A 25,839-nucleotide genomic window follows, 5' to 3' on the forward strand; every position below is an offset into this window, starting at 1 on the left:
ACAGCGCGGGGGGCGTGCTCGGCCCTGGTCCCGAACCCCGTCCCGGTGGGCGTGGCGGTGGGCCCGGCATCGCCGGTGGGCGTTCGCGGGAGGCCGGGGGCCGGCTGCCCGAGGAGTTGCGGGCGCTCGGGCGCTCGCTGGACGCGCCGGGCGGAGCCGGGGCCGAGTCGATGGTGGAACAGGTGCTGGAGCGGATACTCGCCGAGCGGGTTCCGGTCCCGGTGGTCGAGCCGCCGTCGGCGGTCGAGCGGCTGCGGGCGGTGCGGCGCTGGACGCGGACGCGGTGGCGATCCCTGACCGCGGGGCTGTGCGGAGTGCTGACGGTCCTCGTCCTCACGCCTCCGGTGCGGGCCGCGGTCGTCGACTGGTTCGACTTCGGCGGGGTCGAGATCCGTTACGACCCGTCGGCGGTGCCCTCGCCGGGGTCCGAGGTGCCCGGCTGCGGACGCTCGGTCTCCCTCGCGCAGGCAGGCGGCCGGGCCGGGTTCGAGCCGCTGGTGCCCGGCGCGCTCGGCACGCCGGACACGGTCACGGTGACCGGCGCACCGCGAGGACGCTTCCTGGTGAGCCTGTGCTGGCGCGACCACGGACACACGATCCGGCTCGACGAGTACCCCGCCCGCCTGGACGTCAGCTTCACCAAGACGGTGGCCGAGCAGCCGGAGTGGCTCGTGCTGGACTCCGGCACCACGGACAGCGGCGTGCCGGACTCGGCACTGTGGTTCCCGCGACCGCACCTGCTGAGCTTCTGGCTGGTGGACGCGGAGGGGAACCGCTTCACACGGTCGGAGCGCCCGGCCGGGCCGACGTTGCTGTGGCCCCACGACGCGGCCGACGGCGGGGGGAGCCTGGTGCTCCGGCTGGAGGGCGTGGCGTCGAAGGGGCGCGCGGTGGAGATCGCGAAGTCTCTCGGACAGTGGCCGGAGAAGTCCTCGAGATAGTGCGGGCGGGGTGGGAACCCCGGCGGGCCGGGCGGTGTACCAGAAGTGACACGCGGCGCGTGAGCGGGCCGCACGGGACCTACCGGCTGGGGGATGGGATGCGCGGGTGGAGGGGCTGGGTTCGTGAACTGGGTGCTCTGACAGGAGCGTTGGCGGTGGTGTGCACGCTGATGGTGTGGGGTGCGTCGTCGGCTTCGGCGGGCGGTCCGACGAGTGTGCTGATCACCTCGCCGGCCGCCGGGGAGGCCTCCGCGCTGTACTACTCCGACGCGGACTACAGAGAGCTGGAGCGGCTGCTGGGCCCCGCGGAGACGGGTTCGACGGAGCAACCGAAAAGGCCCGATCTGGACCGTGCGCGCCAGATCAACGTCACCTGGCTGGCGCACGACATATCGCCCTGGCGGATCGACCGGGTCTTCGCCGTCGAGTCCGAGCCGCCGTGGGTCTGGATCCACACGGCCGCGAACGTGCCCGAGAACCTCAACGGCTACTGGCACCGCGCCGAGCAGCCGGGCCGGCTGAGCTCGCTGCTCAAGAGGCTGGGGGTCACCGGCAAGGCCTCGGGTGAGGGCTACACGGGCATCTTCCCGGCACCTTGGCAGTCGGACGCGGCGGACGCACCTGACGCGGCGGAGACCCCGGGCCCCGCCACCACCGACACGAGGACGGGCTCGGTGCGGGCCGGCGCTCCGGGAGCAGGCGACAGGACGGACGACGGCACGGACTGGTGGTGGGCGTTGCCGGGCATGGCGGCCGGGGCCGTGCTGGCACTGCTGCTGCGCCCGTTCGCCTTGCAGGTCCGGCCGGACCGTTGGAGGCGGAAGGACTCGGCGGGCCCCCGGCAGGAACTTCGCGACATATGAGCTGCGGCGGGAGTTCGGGAAGGAGGCGGGCTCGGGGCGGACACGGCGGCCCGGCCGAAGCCGAACCGCCGCTGGAGGAACCCGGACCGGGCCGGACCGGACGCAGGCCCGGTCGGCGTGTCAGCCGAGGTCGATCTCCGGGTAGAGCGGGAAGCCGGCCACGAGGTCGGTGGCGCGGCGGGAGATCTCGTCCGCGATCTTCGGGTCGAGGATGTGCTGGGCCTTGGAGGGAGCACCCTTGCTCGTCGTGCCGGGCTCCGTGGTGGTCAGGACGCGGTCGATGAGGCTCGCGACCTCGTCCATCTCGGCGGTGCCGAGACCACGGGTGGTGAGGGCCGGCGTGCCGATGCGGATGCCGGAGGTGTACCAGGCACCGTTCGGGTCGGCCGGGATGGCGTTGCGGTTGGTGACGATGCCGGACTCGAGCAGCGCGGCCTCCGCCTGGCGGCCGGTGAGTCCGTAGGAGGAGGTGACGTCGATCAGGTTGAGGTGGTTGTCGGTGCCGCCGGTGACGAGCGTGGCGCCTCGGCGCATCAGGCCCTCGGCGAGAGCGCGGGAGTTGTCCACGATGCGCTGGGCGTAGCCGCGGAAGGAGTCCTGGCGGGCCTCCGCCAGAGCCACCGCCTTGGCGGCCATGACGTGCGGGAGCGGACCGCCGAGAACCATCGGGCAGCCGCGGTCGACCTGGTCCTTGAGGGAGTCGTCGCACAGGACCATGCCGCCGCGCGGGCCGCGCAGCGACTTGTGGGTGGTGGTGGTGACGATCTGGGCGTGCGGTACGGGATCGAAGTCGCCGGTGAGGACCTTGCCGGCGACGAGACCCGCGAAGTGGGCCATGTCGACCATGAGCGTGGCGCCCACCTCGTCGGCGATCTCGCGCATGATGCGGAAGTTCACGAGACGGGGGTAGGCGGAGTAGCCGGCGACGATGATGAGCGGCTTGAAGTCGCGGGCGGTGGCGCGCAGGGCCTCGTAGTCGAGGAGGCCGGTGGCGGAATCGGTGCCGTAGGAGCGCTGGTCGAACATCTTGCCGGAGATGTTCGGGCGGAAGCCGTGGGTGAGGTGGCCGCCGGCGTCCAGCGACATGCCCAGCATGCGCTGGTTGCCGAAGGCCTGGCGCAGTTCGGCCCAGTCGGCGTCGGAGAGGTCGTTGACCTGACGGACGCCGGCCTTCTCCAGGGCGGGGACCTCGACGCGCTGAGCGAGGACGGACCAGAAGGCGACGAGGTTGGCGTCGATGCCGGAGTGCGGCTGGACGTAGGCGTGGCGGGCGCCGAACAGTTCCCGGGCGTGTTCGGCGGCGAGGGCTTCGACCGTGTCGACGTTGCGACAACCGGCGTAGAAGCGGCGGCCGATGGTGCCCTCGGCGTACTTGTCGCTGAACCAGTTGCCCATCGCGAGGAGGGTGGCCGGGGAGGCGTAGTTCTCGGAGGCGATCAGCTTGAGCATCTCGCGCTGGTCGGCGACCTCTTGGCCGATGGCCTCGGCGACGCGCGGCTCGACGGCGCGGATCACGTCGAGGGCGGCTCGGAAGGCGGTGGACTCGGTGGAGAGGGGCTGCTGCTCTGACATGTCGGCCTCCGGACGGCGTGGCGTTCAGCGTTCACGGTTCGGCCCAGGCGCACGGCACTAGCTGGTTCCCGGGCCGCTCCCCGATGGTCTGTCCCATCCCAGCGCGCCAGTCACGGCCCGCTGGTCAGCCTACCGGGTGCGCCGCAGGCCGCAGGTTGGCGTCCACGATGCGAAAGGGACGGAAGGAGGGGGCGGTGGTGACAGCAGGAGGCGCTTGTGCCGCCGCCGTTGGCCAGGCTGTCGAGGTCGCCACGGCCCGCCTGCTCCGCCGTCTCCTCGAGGTGGGTCACAGCCATCAGGTCCTCACCGCGATCGCCTCACCGCGATTGTCCGGCGGACAGCACAAAGATCGGCGAGAGCGTCACAGACGCATCCCGACCGTGAGCCCCTCCCCTACAGTCGCTTCGTGCTCTTTGGAATGGTGTGCGCGCTTGGTGCCGCGGTCTGCTTCGGAACGGCGACGGTGTTGCAGGCGGTCGCCACACGTACGGCGGACGCGGGTGAAGGGGGCGGGGACGCGGCGCTGCTGCTGCGCGCGTTGCGGCAGTGGCGGTATCTGGCCGGGCTCGCGCTGGACGGGGCAGGCTTCGTACTCCAGGTCGCCGCGCTGCGGTCGATCCCGATCTACGCCGTGGGCGCGGCCCTGGCCTCCAGTCTCGCGGTGACCGCGGTCGTCGCGGCGCGGCTGCTCAAGGTCCGGTTGAGCCGTGCCGAGTGGGGCGCCGTGATCGTGGTGTGCGCCGGGCTCGGGATGCTGGCGCTGGCGTCCGGGACGGAAGGGGAACGGACCGGGCCGACGGCGCTGAAGTACGCGATGCTCGCCACGGCGGCCGGTGTGCTGGCCCTGGGCGCGCTCGGCGGGCGGCTGCCGGAGCGGGGGCGGCCACTCGCCCTCGGGCTGGGCGCCGGGTTCGGGTTCGGGGTGGTGGAGGTGGCGGTCCGGCTCATCGACGACGTGTCACCCGGCGCGCTGCTCACCAATCCGGCGACGTACGCGCTGCTCCTGGGCGGCGGCGCGGCGTTCCTGCTGCTCACCTCGGCGCTCCAGCGCGGCTCGGTGACGACGGCCACGGCCGGGATGGTGATCGGGGAGACGATCGGGCCGGCGGCGGTGGGCGTGGTGTGGCTGGGCGACCGTACGCGGGAGGGGCTGGAGTGGCTGGCCCTGCTGGGTTTCGCCGTGGCCGTGGTGGGGGCGTTGGCGTTGGCGCGGTTCGGGGAGATTCCGGCCGAGGTGCCCTCGGACGACGACACCCTCGTCAGCCCGTCGCCTTCGCCCCCACCTTTGTCCCCGCCTTCGTCTCCAACCCCTCCATCGTCTCCGTGATGCCGTCCCACAGGCGGGACCTCGCTTCCAGCGCGAGGGTCGCCGTCTCGACGGCCTCCTGCCAGCGGGTGTCGTCCGTGCCGCAGAGGTCGGCGACCATCTGCATGGCCATGGGGGTGTGCTCCTCGCCGTCGACCTCGATATGGCGGGCCAGGTAGTCGCGGAAGAGCGGGAACCGTGCGGTGCCCTCCTTCTTGATCACCTGGTCGAACATGTCCGGGATGAGGTCCTCGCGGGAGAAGGCGAAGGCGGCCGCCCGGCAGTGCAGGGGCCGGTCGGCGATGATCCCGAAGGTCGTGCGCACGAACTCGGCGGCGGGGGCGGGGACCTGGGCGACACGCAGCGCCGACGACACGTCGTGCCCCTCCCCGACGAGTGCGAGGAACGTGTCGATCCTGGTCGTGTCGGCCTCCGCCTCGGCCATGCCGGCCCGGTACAGCTCGAAGTGGCTGGTGAAGCCGCCGTTCAGCTCGTCGCTCTCCTCGACCAGCACGATGTCGTTGATGAGCCGTCGGCTGACCTCCGAACCGCGCGGCACCCAGGGCACGTCGACACAGGTGAGTTCCCGTTGCAGTGACTTGAGCAGGGACATGAAGTCCCATACCGCGAACACGTGGTGCGACATGAAAGCCGCGAGGTGTTCCCGGTCGGTTATCCGTTGGTAGATCGGGTGGGCGGTGACTTCTTTTCGCGCGGGTTCGATCGCGGAACGGGCCCGGTCGATTCCCTCGTCGGTCAGATTCCAGTCGTACCTGGGCATGGATACTCCATTCAGAGCCGGAGAGCGATCGTGCAACTTTCTCGGCGACTCCGGCAAGCGCTTCCTGGAATTCCGTAGAAGTTACCCCGGGTATCGCTCGACAGAAGAGGTCAAGCGGTCGGAAAGTCTCTGAAAAGTAACGTTCCGGACAGCCGGAAAACTTCGTTGAATCTTTGAACGCGCCGGGTCTTCATTCCGTACTCGTCGGCGTGACCAGTAATCCCGTCACCGTCACCGTGGCCTATCACGTGGTGCCGGGCCGCGAGGCCGAGTTTCATTCCTGGGGGTGGGCCCTGCTGGGCGCGAGCGCCCGGCAGTCGGGCTTCCTGGGGGGTGGCGTTCTTGTCGACCGAGAGGCGGAGTGGCATGTCGTCTATCGCTTCGCCAGTGAGGGCACGGCCCGGGCCTGGGAGGACTCGACCGCCCGGGTGCAGTGGGACGCCCGGGTGGTGGGCTTCGCCCGGCAGACCGGCCGCACGAGTGTGCGGGGCTCCCAGGCCTGGTTCGACTCCCAGACCGCCACACCGAAGGCACCGGCCCCGCCGTCGAAATGGAAACTGTGGTTTGTGAACATGAGCGCGGTTTTCCCGCCGGTGCTTATGTTCAATCTGATCGTGCTCCCCTATCTTGGCGGCCTTAATGCGTTCGTTCGCACACTGCTGTTGTGCCTGTGCGTGACGGCCCTCGTCACCTGGATTCTCATGCCGCGCCTTCAGCGTTTCTTCAAGAAATGGCTGTATCCACCGCTCCAGGCACTGCGCGGACGACACAAAAGACGGACGGCATAGCCCCGAGAACGACCCGAGGGAGGTGGGCGGGTGAAGACCCTGCTCATCGACAATTACGACTCGTACACGTACAACCTGTTCCAGCTGATCGCCGAGGTCAACGGCGAGGAACCGGTGGTGATCCTCAATGACGCGCCCGCCGGCGCCATGGAGAATCTCGCGGAATTCGACAACGTGGTGGTGTCGCCGGGCCCGGGGCACCCGGCGACGGCGCGTGACTTCGGCATCAGTGCCCGGATGCTCGCCGAGTCCCCGGTCCCCGTACTCGGCGTCTGCCTCGGCCACCAGGGCATCGCCCTCGGGGAGCACGGCCGGGTGGCCCCCGCCCCCGAACCCCGGCACGGGCATCTGTCCACGGTCCGGCACGACGGGCGGGACCTGTTCCAGGGACTGCCGCAGAACTTCACCGCGGTCCGCTACCACTCGCTGTCCGTACGAGAGCCGCTGCCCGAAACGCTGGAGGCCACCGCCTGGGCGGAGGACGGCGTCCTGATGGGCCTGCGACACCGCAGCAGGCCGCTGTGGGGGGTGCAGTTCCACCCGGAGTCGGTGCTCACGGAGTACGGCCACCGCATGCTCGTGAACTTCCGCAACCTGACGGCGGAGCTGGCCCGCAAGACCCGTGCGAAGAACACCGCGGTGCCCCGGACCGAGGCGTCGGTGCCCCGTCCGGCGGGCAGATCGTCGGCCGCGGCCGGCACGTCGTCCCACAACGCCGGACCGTCTGTCCGGGCCGGCGCCAGGTCGGGCGCGGGCGCCACATCGGCCGGGGCGGGCGCCGGGTCGCACGCGAACGCCGGACCCGCCGAGACGGGCGCCACAGCGCGCCCGATCGACCCGTCCCCGACGGCTCCCGCGTCGCTTGAGTCGCCCGCGTCACCCACCTCGACGTCACCCACGACCATCCCCCGCCCCCGGCGTGCCGGCCGTCCCGCGTTTCGGCTGCACACCCGGCGTGTCGCCGGAGCGGTCGACGCGGAGGCCGCGTTCACGCGGATGTACGGTGCCTCGCCGCGGGCGTTCTGGCTGGACAGCTCCCGTGTCGAGCGGGGGCAGTCCCGCTTCTCGTTCTTCGGTGACGACAGCGGCCCACTCGCCGAGTTCGTCCGCTACGACGTCGAGGCCGGCCGCTGTGAGATCGAGCGGGCCGGGCGGCCCACGCGCAAGGTCGCGGCGAGTGTCTTCGACTACCTCAAGCGGCAGTTGACGAGCCGTCGGGTGGACGCGACCGGGCTGCCCTTCGACTTCACCGGCGGCTACGTGGGCTACTTCGGCTACGAGACGAAGTCCGACTGCGGCTCGCCGAACCGCCACCGTGCCGAAACGCCGGACGCCTGCTGGCTGTTCGCCGACCGGCTGATCGCGGTGGATCACCAGAAGGGCTTCACCTACGCGGTCTGCCTGGCGGAGGACACCCCGCAGGCAGCCGGGGAGGCCACCGACTGGCTGGAGAGCGCGCTGGCGCAGCTCACCTTCGTCGCGGCGGACCCCGGCACGGCGCCGCCGACCGTGCCGCCCGAGGGTCCGGACCTCGCCGCCGCCGAGCCGTGGCTGGTGCGCGGCCGGGACACCTATCTCGCGGACATCGAGGCCTGCCAACGGGAACTCAGGGCCGGCACCAGCTACGAGATCTGTCTGACCAACGCCGCCCGGTTACCCGCACCGCCCGACGCGTACGAGTTCTACCGGGTGCTGCGCCGCGTCAATCCGGCGCCGTACGCGGCCTTCCTGAGATTCGGCGACCTCGACGTGGCCTGTTCCTCACCCGAGCGGTTCCTGCGGATCACGCGGGACGGTGTCGCCGAGGCCAAGCCGATCAAGGGCACCGCGCCGCGGGGTGACGGGCCCCGGGAGGACGCCCGGCTCCGGGACGCGCTGGCGGCGGACGCCAAGACGCGTGCCGAGAACCTGATGATCGTCGACCTGCTCCGCAACGACCTGGGCCGGGTCTGCCGTACCGGGTCCGTGCGCGTGTCCCGGCTGATGGCCACCGAGACGTACGCGACCGTGCACCAGCTCGTCTCCACCGTCGAGGGGCGGCTGCGGGAGGGCACGGACGCGGTGGACTGCGTGCGGGCGTGCTTTCCCGGCGGGTCGATGACCGGCGCGCCGAAGCTGCGCACGATGGAGATCATCGACGGGCTGGAGACCGAGGCCCGCGGGGTCTACTCCGGGGCCCTCGGCTATCTGGGGTGCAGCGGCGGCGCGGACCTGAGCATCGTCATCCGTACGGCCGTGCTGGCGGACGGTCTGATGCGGCTGGGCGCCGGTGGCGCGATCGTCCTCGACTCCGATCCGGTCGCCGAGTACGACGAGATGCTGCTGAAGACGGCCGCGCAGATGCGGGCCCACCGGGAACACACGGTCGCCCGGATCCGGGGGGAACGTACGGAGACCGCGGCTCGGGCCGGTGCCCGGGTCCGCCGGACCGTCGCCGAGGAGCCCGCGCGATGACGACTGCGCAGACCGCGCCGACTCCGGCCGACGCCGAGGCCCCCGGCAACCTGGCGGCGCACCTCGCCGCACTCGCCGAGCGTCGCGGCTGGACCGACCGGCCCGCCTTCCACCAGGGTCACCGGGCCTGGACCCACGGGGAGGTGCACGACCTCGGGTCCCGGGCGGCCGCGGTGTTCGCAGGGCTCGGTGTGCGTCCCGGGGACCGGGTGCTGCTCGCCCTGCCCGACGGGATCGCCTGGGTGACGGCCTTCCTGGGGGCAGCCCGCCTCGGTGCCGTGGCCGTCCTGGTCAACCCGGAACTCCCCGCCGCCGAGCACGGGTTCGTGGCCGAGGACACCGAGGCCGTGCTGTGCGTGACCGGGCCGGGCCTGGAGGAACGGTTCTCCGACCGGGCTTGCCTCGGCGCCGACCAGCTGGTCGCGCTCGGCGCCGCCGCCGAACCGGCCGCCGCCCACCCGGTCGACGCGCACGCCCCGCTGTACGTCCAGTACACGTCCGGTACGACGGGCCGCCCCAAGGGGGTCGTGCACTGCCACGCCGACCCGAAGACGTACCACGACCTGATCGGCCGACGGCTGCTGCGGATCACCCCGGACGACGTCACCCTGTCGGTGTCGAAGCTGTACTTCGCCTACGGCTTCGGCAACGCCTTCGTCTTCCCGCTCTTCTCCGGCTCCTCCGCCGTACTGGTGGACCGGCGTCCGGCCCCGGCCGCCGTCGACGAACTCGTCGCCCGGCACCGGGTGACCCTGCTCTACTCCGTACCGTCCGCGTACGCCGCGCTCGTGGCCGACCGGGGCAGCGGACACGGGGCCTGCTTCGCCTCCCTACGGGCGGCGGTGTCGGCCGGCGAGGGCATGCCGGCCGGGCTCGGCCGGCAGGTCACCGAGCTGCTCGGCGCACCGGTCCTGGAGCAGATCGGCTCCACCGAGGCGGGGCACGCCTTCTGCGCCAACAGCTTCGAGCACAACCACCCGGGCACGGTCGGCCGTCCCGTCCCCGGCTTCGAGGTGGAGCTGCGCGACCGTGCCGGGCAGCCGGTGCCGGACGGCGCGACGGGTGAACTGTGGGTGCGCGGGCCGACGGTGACGCCCGGCTATCTGAACCGGCCCGAGGAGACGGACCGCGCCCTGGTCGGCGGCTGGCTCGCCACCCGGGACCGGGCCCGCCGCGAGCCGGACGGCAGCTACCGTCACCTGGGCCGCAGCGACGACATGGAGATGGTCGGCGGCATCACCGTCTCCCCGTTGGAGGTGGAGGCCGTGCTGCGCGCCCATCCGGCGGTGAGGGAGGTCGCGGTCGCCGCCGTCACGGACGGGCGCGGCTTCAGCCGGCTGCGCGCGTTCGTGGTGCCCGTCGCAACGCCGTCGGCCCGGCTGGAGGACGACCTCGTCGGTCTGGCCCGTGAGCGCCTCGCCGCGTTCAAGGTCCCCAGAAGCGTCAGTTTCGTCCCGTCGCTGCCCCGCACCCCGACCGGAAAGCTCCGCCGGCACCTGGTCCGCCAGGGCGCCTGGTGACCGGGCCGGGGCCGGTGACCAGGACAGAGCCGCCGACCAGGACCGACCTGGTGACCACGAAAGAACGCCAAGAGAGGAACGGCGCCATGCAAGAGCAGCAGACCCTGCTCGCCGACCGCGGGTTCTACCTGGGCCCGGTGTTCCGGCGGGCCGCCGACCGCCACGGAGCCGTCTTCGTCACCCTGGACCGCCCGCTGGACGTCCGTCCCGAGCTGGGGTGCGACCTCAGCTATCCGGTGCTGGCCGACGTCGTCGAGGAACTGTCCGGCCGGCTGTGGAAGGCCGGGGTGCGGCCCTCGGAACAGGTGGTCGTCCACAAGTCGGACAACGTCGACATCGTGCTGCTGACCTGTGCCGTCTCCCGTATCGGCGCGGTTCCGGTGCTGCTCTCCCCCGCGCTGGCCGGCCCCGTGGTGGGACAGCTCCTCGGCCGTCTCCAGCGGCCCTGGCTGATCACCGACAGAGCCAAGCTGGACGGCCCCCTGCGGGACGTCGACGTCTCCGCGCTCGTACGACGGACCCTGTCCGTGGACGACGCGTCCGGAGCGGACCTTCTGGAGAAGTACGCCGGGGCCGCGCCTCCCGCGCCGGTGCGGCTGCACCCCAGGGACCCCTCCCTGATCACGCACAGCTCGGGCACCACCGGCCTCCCCAAGCTGGCCGTGCACTGCGCCAACACCATGTGGAACCGCCTCGTACCGCAGAAGGCGATGGGCTGGCCCACCCGTGGCGAGACCGCGGCGCTGCACATGTCCTTCGTGCACTCGCGCTTCTACCATCTGCTCGGCTTCCTGCTGCACTTCGGCAGCCCGCTCGTGCTGATCACCGACCCGGAACCGGCGGCCGTGGGTCCGATGCTGGTGCGGCACCGCCCCGGCATCGTCGAGACCCACCCCAACACCTTCGTGCTGTGGGAGGAGTTGGCGGACGCGCCGGGCGCGCCGCTGTCGCGGGTCCGGTCGTACGGCTCCACGTTCGACGCGATCCACCCGCGTACCGTACGGCGGCTGCTGGACGCCTCGAAGCGCCGTTCGCCCTGGCTGATCCAGCTGTACGGGCAGAGCGAGACGGGGCCCGTCGCGTTCCAGTGGTTCACGCGGCGCAGCGCGGCCCGCGCGGACGGGCGGCGGGTCGGGACCGGCATCCCCGGCTTCACCCGGATCCGTGTCACCGACCCCGACGGCAGGCGGGTCGCGCCCGGCACGCCCGGCCGGATGTAGGCGCGCACCAGGGGTCGCATCCTCACCTATCTCGGCGCCCGGGAGCAGTACGAGCGTCAACTCGACGGCGGCTGGTGGCAGATGGGCGACATGGGCTACCGGAGTCGGCTGGGCGCGCTGCGTCTGATCGACCGTGAGGTCGATCAGATCGACTCCGTGCACAGCAATCTGGAGGTCGAGGACACGCTGATGTCCCGCCTGGAGGAGCTGCGGGAGGTCGTCATCGTGCCCGGCGTGGACCGCGAGCCGGTGCCCGTGGTGTGTGTGCGGGGCGAACGTGCCCTCGACCCGGAGCGCTGGCGGGAGGCCACCGCCGATCTGCCCGCGATGGCCGAGCCGCGGCAGTGGCGGTTCGAGGAGCTGCCGATGACCGCCACGTGGAAGGTGAAGCGGGTGGAGATCACCCGCATGCTGGCCACGACGCCAGAGAGCACGCGCGCGTGAAGCCGGTCGTCGTGGTCGGCGCCGGCCCCGTGGGACTGTCGGCGGCCCTGGGACTGCGGGCGGGCGGACTGCCGGTCGTCCTGCTGGAGGCGGACCCCGAGAACCGCGAACGGCCGGGCAGCCGCGCCCTGTTCGTGCACCGGGAGACCCTCGGCCTGCTCGACGGGATGTCTCCCGGGCTCGCCGCCGAGATCACGTCGTACGGACGGACCTGGCAGACCCGGCGCACCCTCTACCGGGGCCGCGAGGTGTACGCCCGGACCTTCCCGCGGGCCTCCGGCACGCCGCCCTTCACCAGCCTGCGCCAGGTGGACACCGAGCGCTTCCTGCGCGCCGCCTGCGAGCGGGCGGGGGTCGAGTTCGTGTGGGGCGCCCGCGTCACGCGCGTCCGCAGCACGGAGACGGGCGTCTCGCTGACCGGTGAGGACGGGCGGGTGTGGACGGGCGCGTACGCCGTCGCCGCCGACGGTGCCCGCTCCGCGGTCCGGCGGGAGCTGGGCATCGCCATGGAGGGCGTTCGGGGTGAGGGCTTCCACGTGGTCGTGGACGTGGCCGACGTCCCGGGCGCGGAACTGCCGCTGGAGCGGGTCTTCCACTACGAGCATCCGGGGACCGGCGGCCGCAGCGTGATGCGGGTGCCGTTCACCGGGGGCTTCCAGGTCGATCTGCAGTGCCGGGACGAGGACGCGGAGGAGGCCTACGGCACCGAGGAGGCCGTACGCCGGTGGCTGCCCGGGGTCGTCGGGGACGGGTACGACGAGCGGATCCTGTGGGTGTCGACGTACCGTTTCCTGCGGAAGGTCGCGGCCTCCTTCACCGATCCCCACCGGCGGGTGCTGCTGGTCGGGGAGGCGGCGCATCTCTTCCCGCCGTTCGGCGCGCGCGGCATGAACAGCGGGATCGCGGACGCCGCCGCGGCGGCGAAGGCCGTCGCGACCGGTACGGCGGGGGCGGTCGCCGGGTTCGCCGAGGTACGGCGTGCGGCGGGCCTGTACAACAGCGCCGCCGCCGGGGCCGCGCTGGAGCACCTGCGGCCACGGCGCCGGATCGTCCGGGTCCGGCAGCGTGCCGCGGCGGTCCTCTCGCCCGTGCTGCCCCGGTGCGGGTCGTGGCTGGAGCACGCGCCGTACGGGCCCCGGCGCGGGGCGCCGGCGGCGACCGGCACGTACTGAGGAGGAACAGTTGACGACACGATCGGCGATCGCGGAAGGGCTGTCGACCTGGACGCCCGGCCGGGGCCTGGTCGCGGCGGCCGCGGACGGAGGCGGACGGCTGCTCGCCGCGGACTCGTGGCTGCTGCGCGAGGGCCGGATGCGCGGGTACGCCCGGCACCGGGAGCGGTTTCTGCGCGCGTGCGCCGAGTGCGGCGGGCCGGGGCCGCGCCGGCTGGTCGAGTTCTGGCAGGACGTGACCGCCGTACTGCCGCGCACGGGTGAGTGGTTTCCCCGGGTGGAACTCACGGCGGGATCAATGGAGTTGCGGCTGCTGCTGCGGCAGGCCCCGCCGCTCGCCCGCGAGGTGCGGGTCTGGGCGGCGGGGCAGCCCGATCCGCGGACCGCCCCGCGTCGCAAGGGCCCGGACCTGGACGCCCTGGCCCGGGTCCGCGGGCGGGCCTTCGACGAGGGTGCGGAGGAGGCGGTGCTCGTCACGCCCTCCGGTCTCGTGCTGGAGTCGGCCACGGCGAGCGTGCTGTGGTGGGAGGACGACACCCTGTGCCTGCCCTCGCCGCGGCTGCCCGTCCTGGCCGGGGTGACCGCCGGGCTCGTCCAGGAGCGGGCCCGGCGCTCGGGAGTCCGGGTCGCGTCTCGCGAGCGGACCGTGGCGGAGCTGGACGGCCGTGAGGTGTGGCTGGTCAACGCGCTGCACGGGATCCGGCCGGTGACGGGCTGGATCGGACGGCCGATGAAGGCGGCACCGGCGGCGCGTGCCGAAGAATGGCGAAATTGGCTGGACGACATCCTGGAGCCGCTGCCGACCGACTGAATTCCCCTGCCGAAAAGCTGCGCCGGGACACGTCCGGACGTGCTCAGAAAACTGCGCCGGATCGAATTGCCTTCGACCCGGCGCAGTTTCCGCTGCCTGAATTCAGCTCTTCTTCTGGGCGGGCTGATAAGCCCCCGGAACCATCCGCGTCGCGATCGCGATCCGGTTGTACGCGTTGATGACGGTGACCGCCCAGATCAGCGCCGCCACCTGAGCCTCGTCGAAGACCGCCGCCGCCTCGGCGTAGACCGCGTCCGGGACGTGGCCGTCGTGGACCAGGGTCACCGACTCGGTCAATGCCAGCGCGGCGCGCTCCCGTTCGGTGAAGAAGGGGGTCTCCCGCCAGGCGTTCAGCGCGTAGAGGCGCTGCTCGGTCTCGCCCTGGGCACGGGCGTCCTTCGTGTGCATGTCGAGGCAGAACGCGCAGCCGTTGATCTGCGAGGCGCGGATCCTGACCAGTTCCAGGATCTCCGGCTCCACCTTGGCGTCCTGGGCCGCGGAAACGGCGGCACCGTGCAGGGAACCCATCGCCGCGGAAACGCCGGGGGTTATCTTTTTGAGGGCTGCGCGGGATATGGAATCACTGTTGCTCATGGGCAGACTCTATCCACGAAAAGGACCGCCGAAGTCGCGGTCGCCGAAAAAGGCGGCGCGGTCCGGTCTCGCGCGGTGGATGTCACGACAGCCATGCCTTCCAGGTCGAGGCGTGGGTGTCGACCCATTTCTTCGCCGCCTCCTCCGGTGCCAGTTTCTGGTCGGCGATCATCAGGGAGACCTCGTTCTGGTCCTCGGTCGTCCACCTGAACTTCTTCAGGAAGGCCGCCGCCCTGCCGCCGCTCCTGGCGAAGTCCGCGTTGAGGTACTTCTGCAGCGGGGTGTGCGGGTAGGCGCAGGCGACCTTGTCGGGGTCGGCGTCGCAGCCCTCCTTGTACGCCGGCAGCTTCACCTCGGTCATGGGGACCTTCTTGAACAGCCACTGCGGGGCGTACCAGTACGTCAGGAAGGGCTTCTTCTCCTTCGCGAACTGCTTCATCTGCGTGATCTGCGCGGCCTCCGAACCGGCGAACACCACCTGGTAGTTCAGCTTCAGGTTCTTCACCAGCGCCTTGTCGTTGGTGACGTAGGACGGGGAGCCGTCCATCAGCTGGCCCTTGCCGCCGCTCTCCGCGGTACGGAACCGGTCGGCGTACTTGTTCAGGTTCTTCCAGTTCGTGACGTCCGGGTGCTGCTTGGCGAAGTACGTCGGGACGTACCAGCCGATGTGCCCGGTCACCCCGAGCCCGCCGCCCCGCCGGATCGTCTTCTTGTCGTCGACGTACCGCTTCTCCTGGTCGGGGTGGCCCCAGTCCTCCAGGATCGCGTCGACGCGGCCCTGGCTGAGCGCGTCCCAGGCGGGGACCTCGTCGACCTGGACGGTGTCGACGCGGTAGCCGAGCTTGTGCTCCAGGAGGTACTGGGCGACGGCGACGTTGGCCTGCGCGCCGACCCAGGACTGCACCGACAGGGTGAGGGTCTTGGCGCCCTGGGCGTTGGCGAACGGTGAGGCCTGCTTGGTCATGTCGGCGGCGCCGCAGCCGGTGAGCAGCAGCAGTGAGGCTCCGGCGGCCACCGCGGACGTGGTACGGACTCGCATGTCAGGCTCCCTTCCTGGCGCGGCGTTCCGTCGGCTGGGTCACCCGGTCGAGCATCAGGCCGAGGCAGACGATCGCGGCTCCGGCCACCAGACCGGTCGCCAGGTCGCCCTGGGCGAGGCCGAAGACGGCGTCGTAGCCGAGCGCGCCGCCGCCGACTAGACCGCCGATGACGACGACGGCGAGGACCAGGACCACGCCCTGGTTGACGGCGAGCAGCAGCGCCGGCCGGGCCAGCGGAAGCTGGACCTGGCGGAGTTGCTGGCCGCTGGTCGCGCCGAGGGAGCGCGCCGATTCCAGTGCCGCGGGGTCGACCTGGCGCAGGCCCTGGGCGGTGATGCGGACGACGGCGGGCAGGGCGTAGACCACGGCCGCGGCGACGGCGGGGGCGCGGCCGACGCCGAACAGGGCGACGACGGGGATCAGGTACACGAACTGCGGCATCGTCTGGAAGACGTCCAGGACGGGCCGCAGCAGCCGTTCGAGGCGGTCGCTGCGGGCGGCCGCGATACCGATGGCGAAGCCGAGGACCAGGGTGACGGCGACCGCCGCCAGCACCTGGGACAGCGTGTCCAGCGAGGGCTGCCAGACGCCGAGGACACCGATCGCGGCCATGGCCAGGACGGCGGTGAGCGCGGTGCGCCAGGTGCCGATCAGCCAGGCCAGGGCGGCCACCACGAGCAGGACCGACCACCAGGGCAGCCACTGCAGGCCGTCGCGGACCGGGTCGAGGACCCAGGTGGTGAAGTGGCCCGCCCAGTCGGCGGTGCCGCCCACGTAGGGCACGCCCGAGTACAGGTGGGCGGTCATCCAGTCAACGGCACGGTTGACGGGGTCGGCGATGTTCACCGTCCACGCGTCGGGCCAGTCGAGCCGGCCGACCAGCCGCCCGGCGAGGCCGACGGCGACGACGGCCACCAGGCCGTACGCCCAGTGTCCGCGCTCCTTGCGGTCCTCCCCGAGGCGCTCCCCCGCCGCGCCGGTCACCCGGTCCAGGACGACGGCGAGCAGCACGATCGGGATGCCGGCGGCGAGCGCCGCGCCCACGTCGACCGAGGCCAGCGCCTGGTAGACGCGGTCACCCAGGCCGCCCGCGCCGATCACGGACGCGATGACCGCCATGGACAGCGCCATCATGATCGTCTGGTTGAGGCCGAGCAGGAGTTCCTTGCGGGCCAGCGGGAGCCGCGCGGTCAGCAGGCGCTGCCGGGCGGTGGCGCCCAGCGACTCGACGGCTTCCAGGACGCCCTTGTCGGCGCCGCGCAGGCCCAGCGCGGTGAGGCGGGCCATGGGCGGGGCGGCGTAGACGACGGTGGCGAGGACCGCCGCGGGGACGCCGATGCCGAAGACGAGGACGACGGGCAGCAGGTAGGCGAAGGCGGGCAGCACCTGCATGGTGTCGAGGACCGGACGCAGCGCCCGGTCCGTGCGGTCGGACAGGCCCGTCGCCAGGCCGAGCAGGGCGCCCACGACAACTGAGGTGAGCACCGCGACGACCATCAGGGCGAGGGTCTGCATGGTCGGCACCCACATGCCGAGCAGACCGCAGGCGAGGAACGCGGCGGCGGTGCCGGCCGCGAGCCGCACCCCGGCGACCCGCCACGCGACGAGCCCGGCGAACGCGGTGACGCCGGCCCAGCCCGCCGCCAGCAGGACGAGGTAGACGGCGCGCACGGACAGCACGACGGCGTTGCTGAGATAGCCGAAGAAGTAGAGGAACAGGGGGTGGCTGTCCCGGTTGTCGATGATCCAGTCACTGGCGCTGGTGAGCGGCGCGGACACGTCGACGGTGAGCGCCTGCGGCCAGCTTCCGCCGGACCAGCGGGCGTTGGCGAGCGGGACGAGGACCGCCGCGGCGAGGGCGAGCAGCAGCAGCTTGTGCACGGCACGGTGTTTGAGGACACCGGGCAGCGCGATGCGGGGGACGGATGCGGTGACCGTTGCCATCAGACCGCCTCCTTTCGGAGCTCCGTTCCGGCCACGACGTCGAGGAGACGTTCGTGGTCGACGACTCCCAGGCACCGGCCGTCCTCCACGACACAGGCGGGCCGGCCGCTCTCGGCGACGACCCTGATCGCCTCGGCGACGACCGCGTCGGCGGGGAGCGCGCCGGGATGCTCGGGGCCGTCGCAGCCGCCGGGGCGCATGGCCGTACGGACGGTCATGACCTGCTCGCGCGGCACGTCCCGGACGAACTCGCGCACGTAGTCGTCGGCGGGCGAGCCGACGATCTCCTCGGGGGTGCCGAGCTGCACGATGCGGCCGTCGCGCATCAGGGCGATGCGGTCACCGACCTTGAGGGCCTCGTTGAGGTCGTGGGTGATGAAGACCATCGTGCGGCCCTCCTCGCGGTGCAGCCGCACGACCTCCTCCTGCATGTCGCGGCGGATCAGCGGGTCGAGCGCGCTGAACGGCTCGTCGAACAGCATGACCTCGGGGTCGACGGCGAGGGCGCGGGCCAGGCCGACGCGCTGCTGCTGGCCGCCGGACAGCTGGGCCGGCCTGCGCTGCTCCATGCCCTCGAGTCCGACCTTGGCGACCACCTCGGCGGCCCGCTTCCTGCGCTCGGCCCGGGAGACGCCCTGGACCTCCAGGCCGTACGCCACGTTGTCGAGGACCGTGCGGTGCGGCAGCAGGCCGAAGTGCTGGAAGACCATCGAGGCGCGGTGGCGGCGCAGTTCACGCAGCCGGGACCGGTCCATGGCGCGGACGTCCTCGCCGTCGATGTCGATCGTGCCCGCCGTCGGTTCGATGAGCCGGGTCAGGCAGCGCACCAGGGTGGACTTGCCGGAGCCGGACAGACCCATGACGACGAAGACCTCGCCCTTGCGCACGTCGAAGGAGACGTCACGGACGGCGGCGGTGCAGCCGGTGCGGGAGCGCAGCTCGGCCGCGGGCAGGGCGGCGAGTTCGGGGTCGGCGGGGACGCTCTCCGCCTTCGGGCCGAAGACCTTCCACAGTCCGTCCACGGAGAAGACGGAGCCGTCCGCGGTCGGCGCGGCGCTCGTGGTCGGCTCGGCCGACATGTTCGGGGTCGTCGTCATCACGCACCATCTCCCAGCAGTTCGGCGGCTTTTTCACCGACCATGAGGACCCCGATCATGGGGTTCACGGCGGGCATGGTCGGGAACACGGAGGCGTCGGCGATCCGGATGCCGTCCAGCCCGCGGACCCGCAGCTCGGGGTCGACCACCGCCAGCCGGTCGTCGACGGCGCCCATACGGCAGGTGCCCGCCGGGTGGTAGACGGTGTGGGCGACCTTGCGGGCGTACTCGCTCAGCTCCTCGTCCCCGGTCACGTCCGGGCCGGGGGCCACCTCGCGCCTGAGCCAGCCCGCCAGGGGCTCGGTCCGGGCGATCTCGCGGGCGATACGGATGCCGTCGACGAGGGTGCGGCCGTCGTAGTCGTCCTCGTCGGTGAAGTAGCGGAAGTCGAGAGCGGGCTTGACGGACGGGTCGGCGCTCTCCAGGTACAGCCGGCCGCGGCTCTTCGGCTTGGGAATGTTGGGGGTCAACGAGACGCCGTACGGCGGCCGTTCGTAGCCCAGGCGCTCCGGGTTGTCCGTGAAGGGGATCTGGTAGAAGTGGAACATCAGGTCGGGGCCCGCGTGTCCGGGATCGCGGCGCACGAACAGGCCCGCGTCGGAGTCCATCGCGGAGTTCTCCGGGATGGGCCCGCCGGTCTCCCACACGATCACCGACTCGGGGTGGTCGAGCAGGTTCTCGCCGACGCCGGGCAGGTCGTGCGCCACGGGTATGCCGAGCGCCTCCAGGTCCGCCTTCGGGCCGATGCCGGAGTGCAGCAGCAGCCGGGGCGAGTCGACGGCGCCCGCACACAGCAGGACCTCGTTGCGGGCCCGTACGAGGAGTTCCTCGCCGTCCTTGGTGCGGACGTGCACGCCGTCGGCGCGGGTGCCGTCCAGCTCCAGCCGGTACGCCCAGGTCTCCAGCAGGATCGTGAGGTTCGGGCGCTCGTCCATCACCGGGTGCAGGTACGCCACCGACGCGGACGACCGCTTGTTGTTCTCCGGGTGGTAGGCGAGGTCGAAGAACCCGACGCCGTCGTCGAACGGCTTCTGGTTGAAGCCCTCGACGCGCGGGACGCCGAGCGCGGTCTGCGCCGCGTCGACGAAGTCGCGGGCGATGGCGTTCCGGTCCTGCTCGTCCACCGGCACGATGTTGTTCAGGAGGCGCGCGTAGTACGCCTCCATCGGCACCGCGCCCCAGCCCTTGGCGCCGGCCGCCTCCCACTCGTCCCAGTCGGACGGCAGCGGCTTGAACGCGATGAGGGTGTTGTGGCTGGAACAGCCGCCGAGGACGCGGGCGCGGCTGTGCCGGATGTGCGAGTTGCCGCGCGGCTGCTCGGTGGTCGGGTAGTCGTAGTCGAGTTCGCCGCCGAGCAGGCCCATCCAGCGGCGCAGCGTCAGCACGTCGTCGCGGCCGACGTCGCTCGGACCGCCCTCGATGACGGCGACGGTGACGTCGGGGTTCTCGGTGAGACGGGAGGCGATGACGGATCCTGCGGTGCCACCGCCGATGACGACATAGTCGTAGACGTGGGGGGTCTGGGACATGGTGGTACTCACTCCAGGGGGATCGAACCGGTGGATCGAGGAAGGGGGCTCAGCGGCTCAGCCCGTGAACCACCGGACCGGCTTCGGCGCGAGGTTCTGGTAGACGTGCTTGGTCTCGCGGTACTCGGCGAGTCCGGCGGGGCCCAGTTCGCGGCCCACCCCGCTCTTGCCGAAGCCGCCCCACTCCGCCTGCGGGAGGTAGGGGTGGAAGTCGTTGATCCAGACGGTGCCGTGGCGCAGCCGGCCCGCCACCCGCCGGGCCCGTCCCGCGTCGGCGGTCCAGACGGCGCCCGCGAGGCCGTACTCGGTGTCGTTGGCGAGGGCCACCGCCTCGTCCTCGGTGCGGAAGGTCTCGACGGTGAGGACCGGCCCGAAGACCTCCTCCCGGACCACCCGCATCTCGCGGTGGCACGCGTCCAGCACGGTCGGCTCGTAGAAGTAGCCGGTGTCCGGGCGTTCGGCGGAGGGCTCGGGCCGCCTGCCGCCGGTGCGCAGCACCGCGCCCTCGGCGAGCGCGGAGGCGACGAAGTCCTCCACCTTGGCGCGCTGCTGCTCGGAGACGAGGGGGCCGCACTCGACGCCGTCCGCCGTGCCGCGTCCGAGGCGGATCCTGCCCGCCCGGCGGGCGAGTTCGGCGACGAAGCGTTCCCCGACGGACTCCTCGACGATGAGCCGGCCGCCCGCCGAGCAGACCTGGCCGCTGTGGATGAACGCCGCGTTGAGGGCCTGGTCGACGGCGGTGTCGAAGCCCTCCTCGGTGGCGCAGGCGTCGGCGAACACGACGTTGGGGTTCTTGCCCCCGAGTTCGAGAGCGACCTTCTTCACGGACGGGGCGGCCGCCTGGGCCACCTTCGTGCCGCTGGCCAGACCGCCGGTGAAGGAGACCAGGTCGACGTCCGGGTGTTCGGCGAGGCGGGCACCGACCGAGTGCCCGGGGCCGGTGACGATGTTGGCCACACCGGCGGGCAGTCCCGCCTCGGCCAGCAGGTCGATGAGGGCGACCGTGGTCAGCGGTGTGATCTCGCTCGGCTTGACGACGAAGGTGTTGCCGGCGGCCAGCGCGGGGGCGATCTTCCAACTGGCCTGGAGCAGCGGGTAGTTCCACGGGGTGATCAGCGCGCACACGCCGATGGGCTCGTGTACGACGACGCTGTGGATGTCGGGCGAGCCCGCGTCGACGACCCGGCCCGGCGCCTCGGCGGCGACGAGGTCGGCGAAGTACCGGAAGGCGTCGGCGACACAGTCGATGTCGACCCGGCCCTCCTCCACGGTCTTGCCCGCGTCGCGGCTCTCCAGCAGGCCGAGCCGCTCACGGTCGCGGACGAGGAGGTCGGCGACGCGGCGCAACAGGGCCGCGCGCTCGGCGACGGGGGTGCGCGGCCAGTCGCCGTGGTCGAAGGCGTGCCGGGCGGCCGCGACCGCCAGGTCGGTGTCCTTCTCGTCGCCCTCCGCGACCACGGCGAAGGGCAGGGCGTCCGCGGGGTCGAGGATCTCGCGCGTCGCGCCGGAGACCGCTTCCAGCCACTCTCCTCCCGCGTGAATGGTTTTGTTCATCTGAGGTACTTGGGGTTCGGCGGTTTCCGCCATGATCCGATGTGCCTTCCGTTCCTGTTCACTGCCCCCGCGTCACAGCCGTCTCACTTTCGAGGACCGTGTCCGCCTGCCCTCGACCTCTCGTTGCATGCGCAATCCATGGCTGAAAGTGCGCTGCGTCACTGAGAATGCGGGTAATTGGGGCGAAAGGGATGCGGAGATGTGACGCGCGCCACGGAATTCCGCTGATGTCCGTGTATGAGGCGGCGCGGCAAACGGCGACGGGACCGGATCGACGTGGACCGTGAAGGTCGGCGTCGGGCCGGTCCCGTGGACAGCGGGGCAGCGGGGGGAAGTGCGGAGGTCGTGGTCAGTCGACCGCCGCCGGGTCGCAGCCCCCGAGGGAGGGGCAGAACCAGTCCAACGCCGTGGTGAGGACCTCGAGCTCGTCGTCCCCGCCGTCCGAGTCGGGGCCGTAGGCGGCGATCGCGTAGATGTTGCCGTCGGCGGCCACGAAACGTTCGTCGTAGACGTGCCAGACGCCGACGTCGGGTTCACCCTTGATGGAGTCGGCCAGGTACTCCAGCCGGGAACCGGTGAACTCGCCGTCGTCGAGGTTGCGCAGTCTCAGCTTGTCGAAGCCGGCCGGCTTGGGGGTCTCGGCGGACAGGTACAGGTCGAACGAGGCGTCCGGCGACTCCTCCGCGACCTGGTACACCTGCAGCCGGTGTTCGCTGTCCGCGCTGCGGTAGTTGACCACCGCGATGCCGTACGACGAGTCCACCGTGCTGCGCGTCCACCCCTCGGGCCGGGCGATCCGGAAGCCCTCGTCGTCCTCGAACGTCTCGTAACCGGTGGGGAGTTCGGGGAGGGTGGGGCTGGGCGAGGCGGTGTCCTCGGTGGGCGACCCGGTCACCTCCGTCGGCTGCGTGGGCTCGGGCGTCGGGGACTCGCTCGCCGCGACCGTCCGGTTGCCCTTGCCGTCGTCGTCCCCGGTGTCGACCACCAGGGTCAGCACCAGACTCACGGCGACACCGACCGCGGCGGCCCCGATCAACACGGACCAGACGAGCCGCCGGCTCATCCCGCCCACCGTCGCCGGAGGTGCCGGCTGCCGGTCGGCGGACGGCCACTGGGCGGAGGGCCAGTCGGAACCGACCCCGACCCCGACTCCGGCGCCAGGCCAGTCCGGCCCGGCACCAGCGGTTCCGACGGGAGGCCAGTCCGACCCAGCGCCACCGGCCCCCGCGGAAGGCCAGTCCGGTCCTGCACCGATCCCGGCGGAGGGCGCGCCCCCGGTCGACACCTCCGTGGGGGACCAGGCGCCGGCGTCGGCGGCCGTCGCTCCCGTCGGCGACCACCCATCGCCGTCGCCGACCGCAGGTTCCACGCCTCCCGGCCCGTGCCAGGTGCTCGGCCCACCGGCGGCCGGCCATCCACCGGGCGGAGCGGAGGGCGCTCCGCCCGCCACGGCGGGGCCTGCGGACGCCGCCGCCGGCCAGACGGCCGGGTGCGCGTCCGGACCGGCGGTCGGCGTACCGGCACCGGCGGCCACCTCACCCGAGGTGGCCGGGTCAACGGGCGCCACCGGCCAGGTCGCCGGGTGCGCGTCCGGACCGGCGGTCGGCGTACCGGTACCGGCGGCCGCCGCACCCGGAGCCGCCGGGGATGCGGGCGCCTGGGCAGCCGGGGGTGTGTCCGTCGGAGCGTCGGTCCCGGGTGGCTCGGCGCCTGGCGGTGCACCGGCCGGGGGACCCGGCTGCCCGTTCGCCGGGGCGCTTCCGGTCGGCGGCTCGGCCCCGGGCGACGCGCCGTCCGAGGCCCCACCGCCCGGCGGGTCCGCCTTCGGGCGCCGCTCTGTCGGAGGGCTCGCGACGGGCGGCCAGGTGCTCGGTGGTTCGGTCGGTGTCACCGGGGGCCAGGCCGGGGCGAAGTCCGGTCTGGCCGGAGGCGGTGGTGTGGTCGGGGCGGTGCCGCGGGTGTCGTCGTCCTCCCAGCGCTGGGTCTCCTCGTTCCAGAACCGCTCTCCCCCGCTCACGGTGTCCCCCTCACATCCCCAGCAGACCCGCGACGGCGCCGGCCGAGGCGAGGACGCTCAACAGGGCCTGGGAGTCGGTGAGCAGTTCCCGCAGGCGCTCCCGGCGGGTCGGCGCGGCCTGGCCGGTGCGGGTGATCTCGTCCTCCGTCTCGGCGAGCTCGGCGGCCAGCGCGGCCGTCTGCTCGCTGCCGCGCACCCGCTCCAGGTCCGCGCGCAGCTCGCGCACCGCTTCGAGGAGTTCCTCGGCGGCCCGGTCGCGCTGCGGGGCCGTGCCGTGATGGCTCTCGGCCCGCGCGTGGCTCCCGATGGCGAAGGTGCTCTGTGAGACGTCGCCGAGGCTGACGTTCGGCTCATCCGTTGCCATCGGTGCCCGGTCCCTTCTGCGGCGCGGCGCCGCCGGTCGTGGAGTTGGTGCCGGAGGTGTGGGTGGAGGAGGCGGAGGCGTGCGAGCCGACGGCGAAGGTGCTGCCCTCGACCCGGTCGATGTTCACTCCACCGTTGCTGACGTTGACGATCTTCTGGACGAACTCGCCGGTCAGGTAGCCGGACGCCTCGAGCGCGACCCGCACCCCGTTCGCGACGCGGTCCTGCACGCTCTTGAGGTAGCGGGCGACGTCCATCTCCTGGAAGAGGGACCCGGCGGGCACCGAGCCGAGCTCCCGCACGGACAGCGCCGGCCCGTCGGGCAGCGCGCCCGCGTAGCCGCCGGTCAGCAGCCGCCAGGCGTAGAGCAGGCCCCGTCCGAGGCTGACCACGGAGGCTGCCGCGGACCCGGGCACCCGGGCGAGGGCCCAGGCGGCCTTGCCGAACACGTTGTTGTGACGGAAGCGGTGAGCCGTACGGTCGGCGTTCTTGAAGTCCTCCCGGATCGGCGTCAGCACGTGCGGGGCGATCTCCAGCATGAGCATGCGGCCCTGGGTGTGGATGCGCACGAAGACCGTGACGACCAGTTCCTCCTCCCAGCCGCCGACGCGGACGCGGAGGAAGTGCCGCCGTTTCTCGGCGCCCTCCTCGACGGCCCGTGCCCGGTGGTCCTCGAAGGCCTGCGGGTGGTACGGCGCCTCGTCGCGCCGCCGCAGCCCCTCGGCCGGCAGGAACACGCACTCGTCGATCTCCAGCCAGCGCAGCCGGTCACGGCCCAGGTGGCCGGCGTACTCGGCGGGCAGCCGCAGCTGTTCGATCAGCGGGCGGATCGTCTCCAGGATCGTGCGGTTGCTGATCGGCTGCTGCTTCTTCATGCCGTCGGGCCGCAGCTCGACGGCGAGGACCCAGGTGTCGTAGGCGGCGCCCGCCCCGCAGAACGGACGCGTCTCGTGGTACATGATCAACGGGGCGTGCTGTTCGTGCCGGATACGGGCCTTGAGCCGCTGGAAGCGGTGGCTCTCGCTCTGTTCCGCCGGGTCGCCGGCCGCGTCTGGGAAGCGCTGCGGGGACAGCTCGGCGGCCATGACGCGGGCGAACTGGCCCCGTTGCGCGGCCAAGCACAGCGCGATCAGCGCGAACAGGGCGAGCGTGAGCCAGGCCCGCCAGGGTTCGATCAGGTCGCCGAAGTCGCCGGAGCTCGGGAACACCAGGTCGGACGGGGAGGTCGAGTCGCCGTACGAGCCGCCGTAGCCGTAGGAGTCGTCGTACGAGGAGCCGCTGTCCGAACCGGCGTCGAACGCGGCGAGGACCGTGACGACGAGGAAGACCGTGAAGATGATCCGGCCCCACCAGCGGATGAGGAAGGCGGGCAGCAGCCGGTACAGCGGCGGGTCCGCCCGGTGGCCGCGGATCCAGGACGCGAGGGCCAGCAGCAGGCTGGGCGCGAGGAATCCGGCCAGCAGGCCGCCGCTCAACGGTAGTCCGACCACCCACAGGCCGAGGATCAGCCCGGCCCACAGCAGCTCCTGGCGGCGGGCCCGCAGGGCGTGCGCGAGGACGCGGGCCGCGTCGTAGCCGAGGGAGGGCGCCACGATCCGCTGTTCGTTGAGGTGCAGTTCCCGGATGACCCGGTCGCGGTATCCCGAGTCGAGATAGGTGCCCGCGCACAGCAGCCGGGTGGCCTCGCTGGCGTGTGGCGCGGTGGGCGGTGGTACCGGTGGTGCGCCGGTGTGTGCCGGCTGTGTCGGCTGTGGTTGCTGCGGCACGTATGCGGTGCTCACGCCACTCCCCCGATGCGTGGAAAGACCCTTGTCAGAAGTTCAGTTGAC

The 25,839-nt window shown here is 72.2% G+C and carries 19 protein-coding genes, 1 pseudogene and 1 riboswitch; of the genes and pseudogenes, 9 read left to right on the forward strand and 11 right to left on the reverse strand.

The window, feature by feature from the left end:
• Positions 1–14 precede the first annotated feature (14 nt).
• Positions 15–941 (forward strand): hypothetical protein, encoded by a 927-nt coding sequence (locus tag OG985_RS19185; RefSeq protein ID WP_371674432.1) that lies wholly within the window; start codon positions 15–17, stop codon positions 939–941.
• Positions 942–1,099: 158 nt separating this feature from the next.
• The gene (locus OG985_RS19190) at positions 1,100–1,804 is read left to right on the forward strand and encodes a hypothetical protein (RefSeq protein ID WP_371669574.1); all 705 of its coding nucleotides are present in this window, start codon (positions 1,100–1,102) and stop codon (positions 1,802–1,804) included.
• Between the two features lie 120 nt (positions 1,805–1,924).
• Here OG985_RS19190 and OG985_RS19195 read toward each other — a convergent pair whose 3' ends face one another.
• Positions 1,925–3,376, reverse strand: a complete 1,452-nt coding sequence (locus OG985_RS19195) for a glycine hydroxymethyltransferase (protein ID WP_371669575.1) — start codon at positions 3,374–3,376, stop codon at positions 1,925–1,927.
• A 34-nt stretch (positions 3,377–3,410) separates the two neighbouring features.
• A riboswitch (ZMP/ZTP riboswitch) is annotated at positions 3,411–3,500 on the reverse strand.
• A 294-nt stretch (positions 3,501–3,794) separates the two neighbouring features.
• Here OG985_RS19195 and OG985_RS19200 point away from each other — a divergent pair.
• Positions 3,795–4,703, forward strand: coding sequence for a DMT family transporter (locus tag OG985_RS19200; RefSeq protein WP_371674433.1), 909 nt, complete (start codon positions 3,795–3,797; stop codon positions 4,701–4,703).
• Here the strand turns inward: OG985_RS19200 and OG985_RS19205 are convergent.
• On the reverse strand, positions 4,636–5,463 hold the full coding sequence (locus OG985_RS19205; protein ID WP_371669576.1) for a DUF3050 domain-containing protein: 828 nt from the start codon (positions 5,461–5,463) through the stop codon (positions 4,636–4,638). The genes OG985_RS19200 and OG985_RS19205 overlap by 68 nt on opposite strands.
• A 209-nt stretch (positions 5,464–5,672) precedes the next feature.
• On the opposite strand from OG985_RS19205, the gene OG985_RS19210 reads away from it, so the two are divergent.
• From OG985_RS19210 to OG985_RS19235, 6 genes and pseudogenes are all read left to right on the forward strand, one after another.
• Positions 5,673–6,251 (forward strand): hypothetical protein, encoded by a 579-nt coding sequence (locus OG985_RS19210; protein WP_371669577.1) that lies wholly within the window; start codon positions 5,673–5,675, stop codon positions 6,249–6,251.
• A gap of 30 nt (positions 6,252–6,281) precedes the next feature.
• Positions 6,282–8,705, forward strand: coding sequence for an aminodeoxychorismate synthase component I (pabB, locus tag OG985_RS19215; protein ID WP_371669578.1), 2,424 nt, complete (start codon positions 6,282–6,284; stop codon positions 8,703–8,705).
• Entirely contained in the window at positions 8,702–10,225 is a 1,524-nt protein-coding gene (locus OG985_RS19220) for a benzoate-CoA ligase family protein (protein WP_371669579.1), read from the forward strand. The genes pabB and OG985_RS19220 overlap by 4 nt, the downstream gene beginning before the upstream one ends.
• A 104-nt stretch (positions 10,226–10,329) precedes the next feature.
• Positions 10,330–11,889 (forward strand): annotated as a pseudogene (locus tag OG985_RS19225) (class I adenylate-forming enzyme family protein); the annotation flags it as partial.
• The gene (locus tag OG985_RS19230; protein WP_371669580.1) at positions 11,886–13,061 is read left to right on the forward strand and encodes an FAD-dependent monooxygenase; all 1,176 of its coding nucleotides are present in this window, start codon (positions 11,886–11,888) and stop codon (positions 13,059–13,061) included. The pseudogene OG985_RS19225 and the gene OG985_RS19230, both read left to right, overlap by 4 nt.
• A gap of 10 nt (positions 13,062–13,071) precedes the next feature.
• Entirely contained in the window at positions 13,072–13,872 is an 801-nt protein-coding gene (locus tag OG985_RS19235) for an aminotransferase class IV (RefSeq protein ID WP_371669581.1), read from the forward strand.
• A 102-nt stretch (positions 13,873–13,974) separates the two neighbouring features.
• Here OG985_RS19235 and OG985_RS19240 read toward each other — a convergent pair whose 3' ends face one another.
• From OG985_RS19240 to OG985_RS19280, 9 genes are all read right to left on the reverse strand, one after another.
• On the reverse strand, positions 13,975–14,466 hold the full coding sequence (locus OG985_RS19240; RefSeq protein ID WP_371669582.1) for a carboxymuconolactone decarboxylase family protein: 492 nt from the start codon (positions 14,464–14,466) through the stop codon (positions 13,975–13,977).
• Positions 14,467–14,548: 82 nt separating this feature from the next.
• Positions 14,549–15,505, reverse strand: a complete 957-nt coding sequence (locus OG985_RS19245) for an ABC transporter substrate-binding protein (RefSeq protein WP_371669583.1) — start codon at positions 15,503–15,505, stop codon at positions 14,549–14,551.
• 1 nt (position 15,506) lies between these two features.
• On the reverse strand, positions 15,507–17,450 hold the full coding sequence (locus tag OG985_RS19250; RefSeq protein ID WP_371669584.1) for an ABC transporter permease: 1,944 nt from the start codon (positions 17,448–17,450) through the stop codon (positions 15,507–15,509).
• Positions 17,450–18,529, reverse strand: coding sequence for a glycine betaine/L-proline ABC transporter ATP-binding protein (locus OG985_RS19255; RefSeq protein WP_371674434.1), 1,080 nt, complete (start codon positions 18,527–18,529; stop codon positions 17,450–17,452). The genes OG985_RS19250 and OG985_RS19255 overlap by 1 nt, the downstream gene beginning before the upstream one ends.
• 17 nt (positions 18,530–18,546) lie before the next feature.
• Positions 18,547–20,076, reverse strand: coding sequence for a GMC family oxidoreductase (locus OG985_RS19260; RefSeq protein ID WP_371669585.1), 1,530 nt, complete (start codon positions 20,074–20,076; stop codon positions 18,547–18,549).
• Between the two features lie 57 nt (positions 20,077–20,133).
• Positions 20,134–21,663 carry an aldehyde dehydrogenase family protein gene (locus OG985_RS19265; RefSeq protein ID WP_371669586.1) on the reverse strand — a complete coding sequence of 510 codons (1,530 nt, stop codon included), beginning with the start codon at positions 21,661–21,663 and terminating at the stop codon, positions 20,134–20,136.
• 316 nt (positions 21,664–21,979) lie between these two features.
• Positions 21,980–22,693, reverse strand: coding sequence for a hypothetical protein (locus tag OG985_RS19270; RefSeq protein ID WP_371669587.1), 714 nt, complete (start codon positions 22,691–22,693; stop codon positions 21,980–21,982).
• 964 nt (positions 22,694–23,657) lie between these two features.
• Positions 23,658–24,011 carry a hypothetical protein gene (locus OG985_RS19275; protein WP_371669588.1) on the reverse strand — a complete coding sequence of 118 codons (354 nt, stop codon included), beginning with the start codon at positions 24,009–24,011 and terminating at the stop codon, positions 23,658–23,660.
• Positions 23,998–25,791: a hypothetical protein gene (locus OG985_RS19280; protein WP_371669589.1), complete on the reverse strand. Its 1,794-nt coding sequence runs from the start codon at positions 25,789–25,791 to the stop codon at positions 23,998–24,000. The genes OG985_RS19275 and OG985_RS19280 overlap by 14 nt, the downstream gene beginning before the upstream one ends.
• Between the last annotated feature and the right edge of the window lie 48 nt (positions 25,792–25,839).

This window comes from Streptomyces sp. NBC_00289 (assembly GCF_041435115.1).
GTDB lineage: Bacteria > Actinomycetota > Actinomycetes > Streptomycetales > Streptomycetaceae > Streptomyces.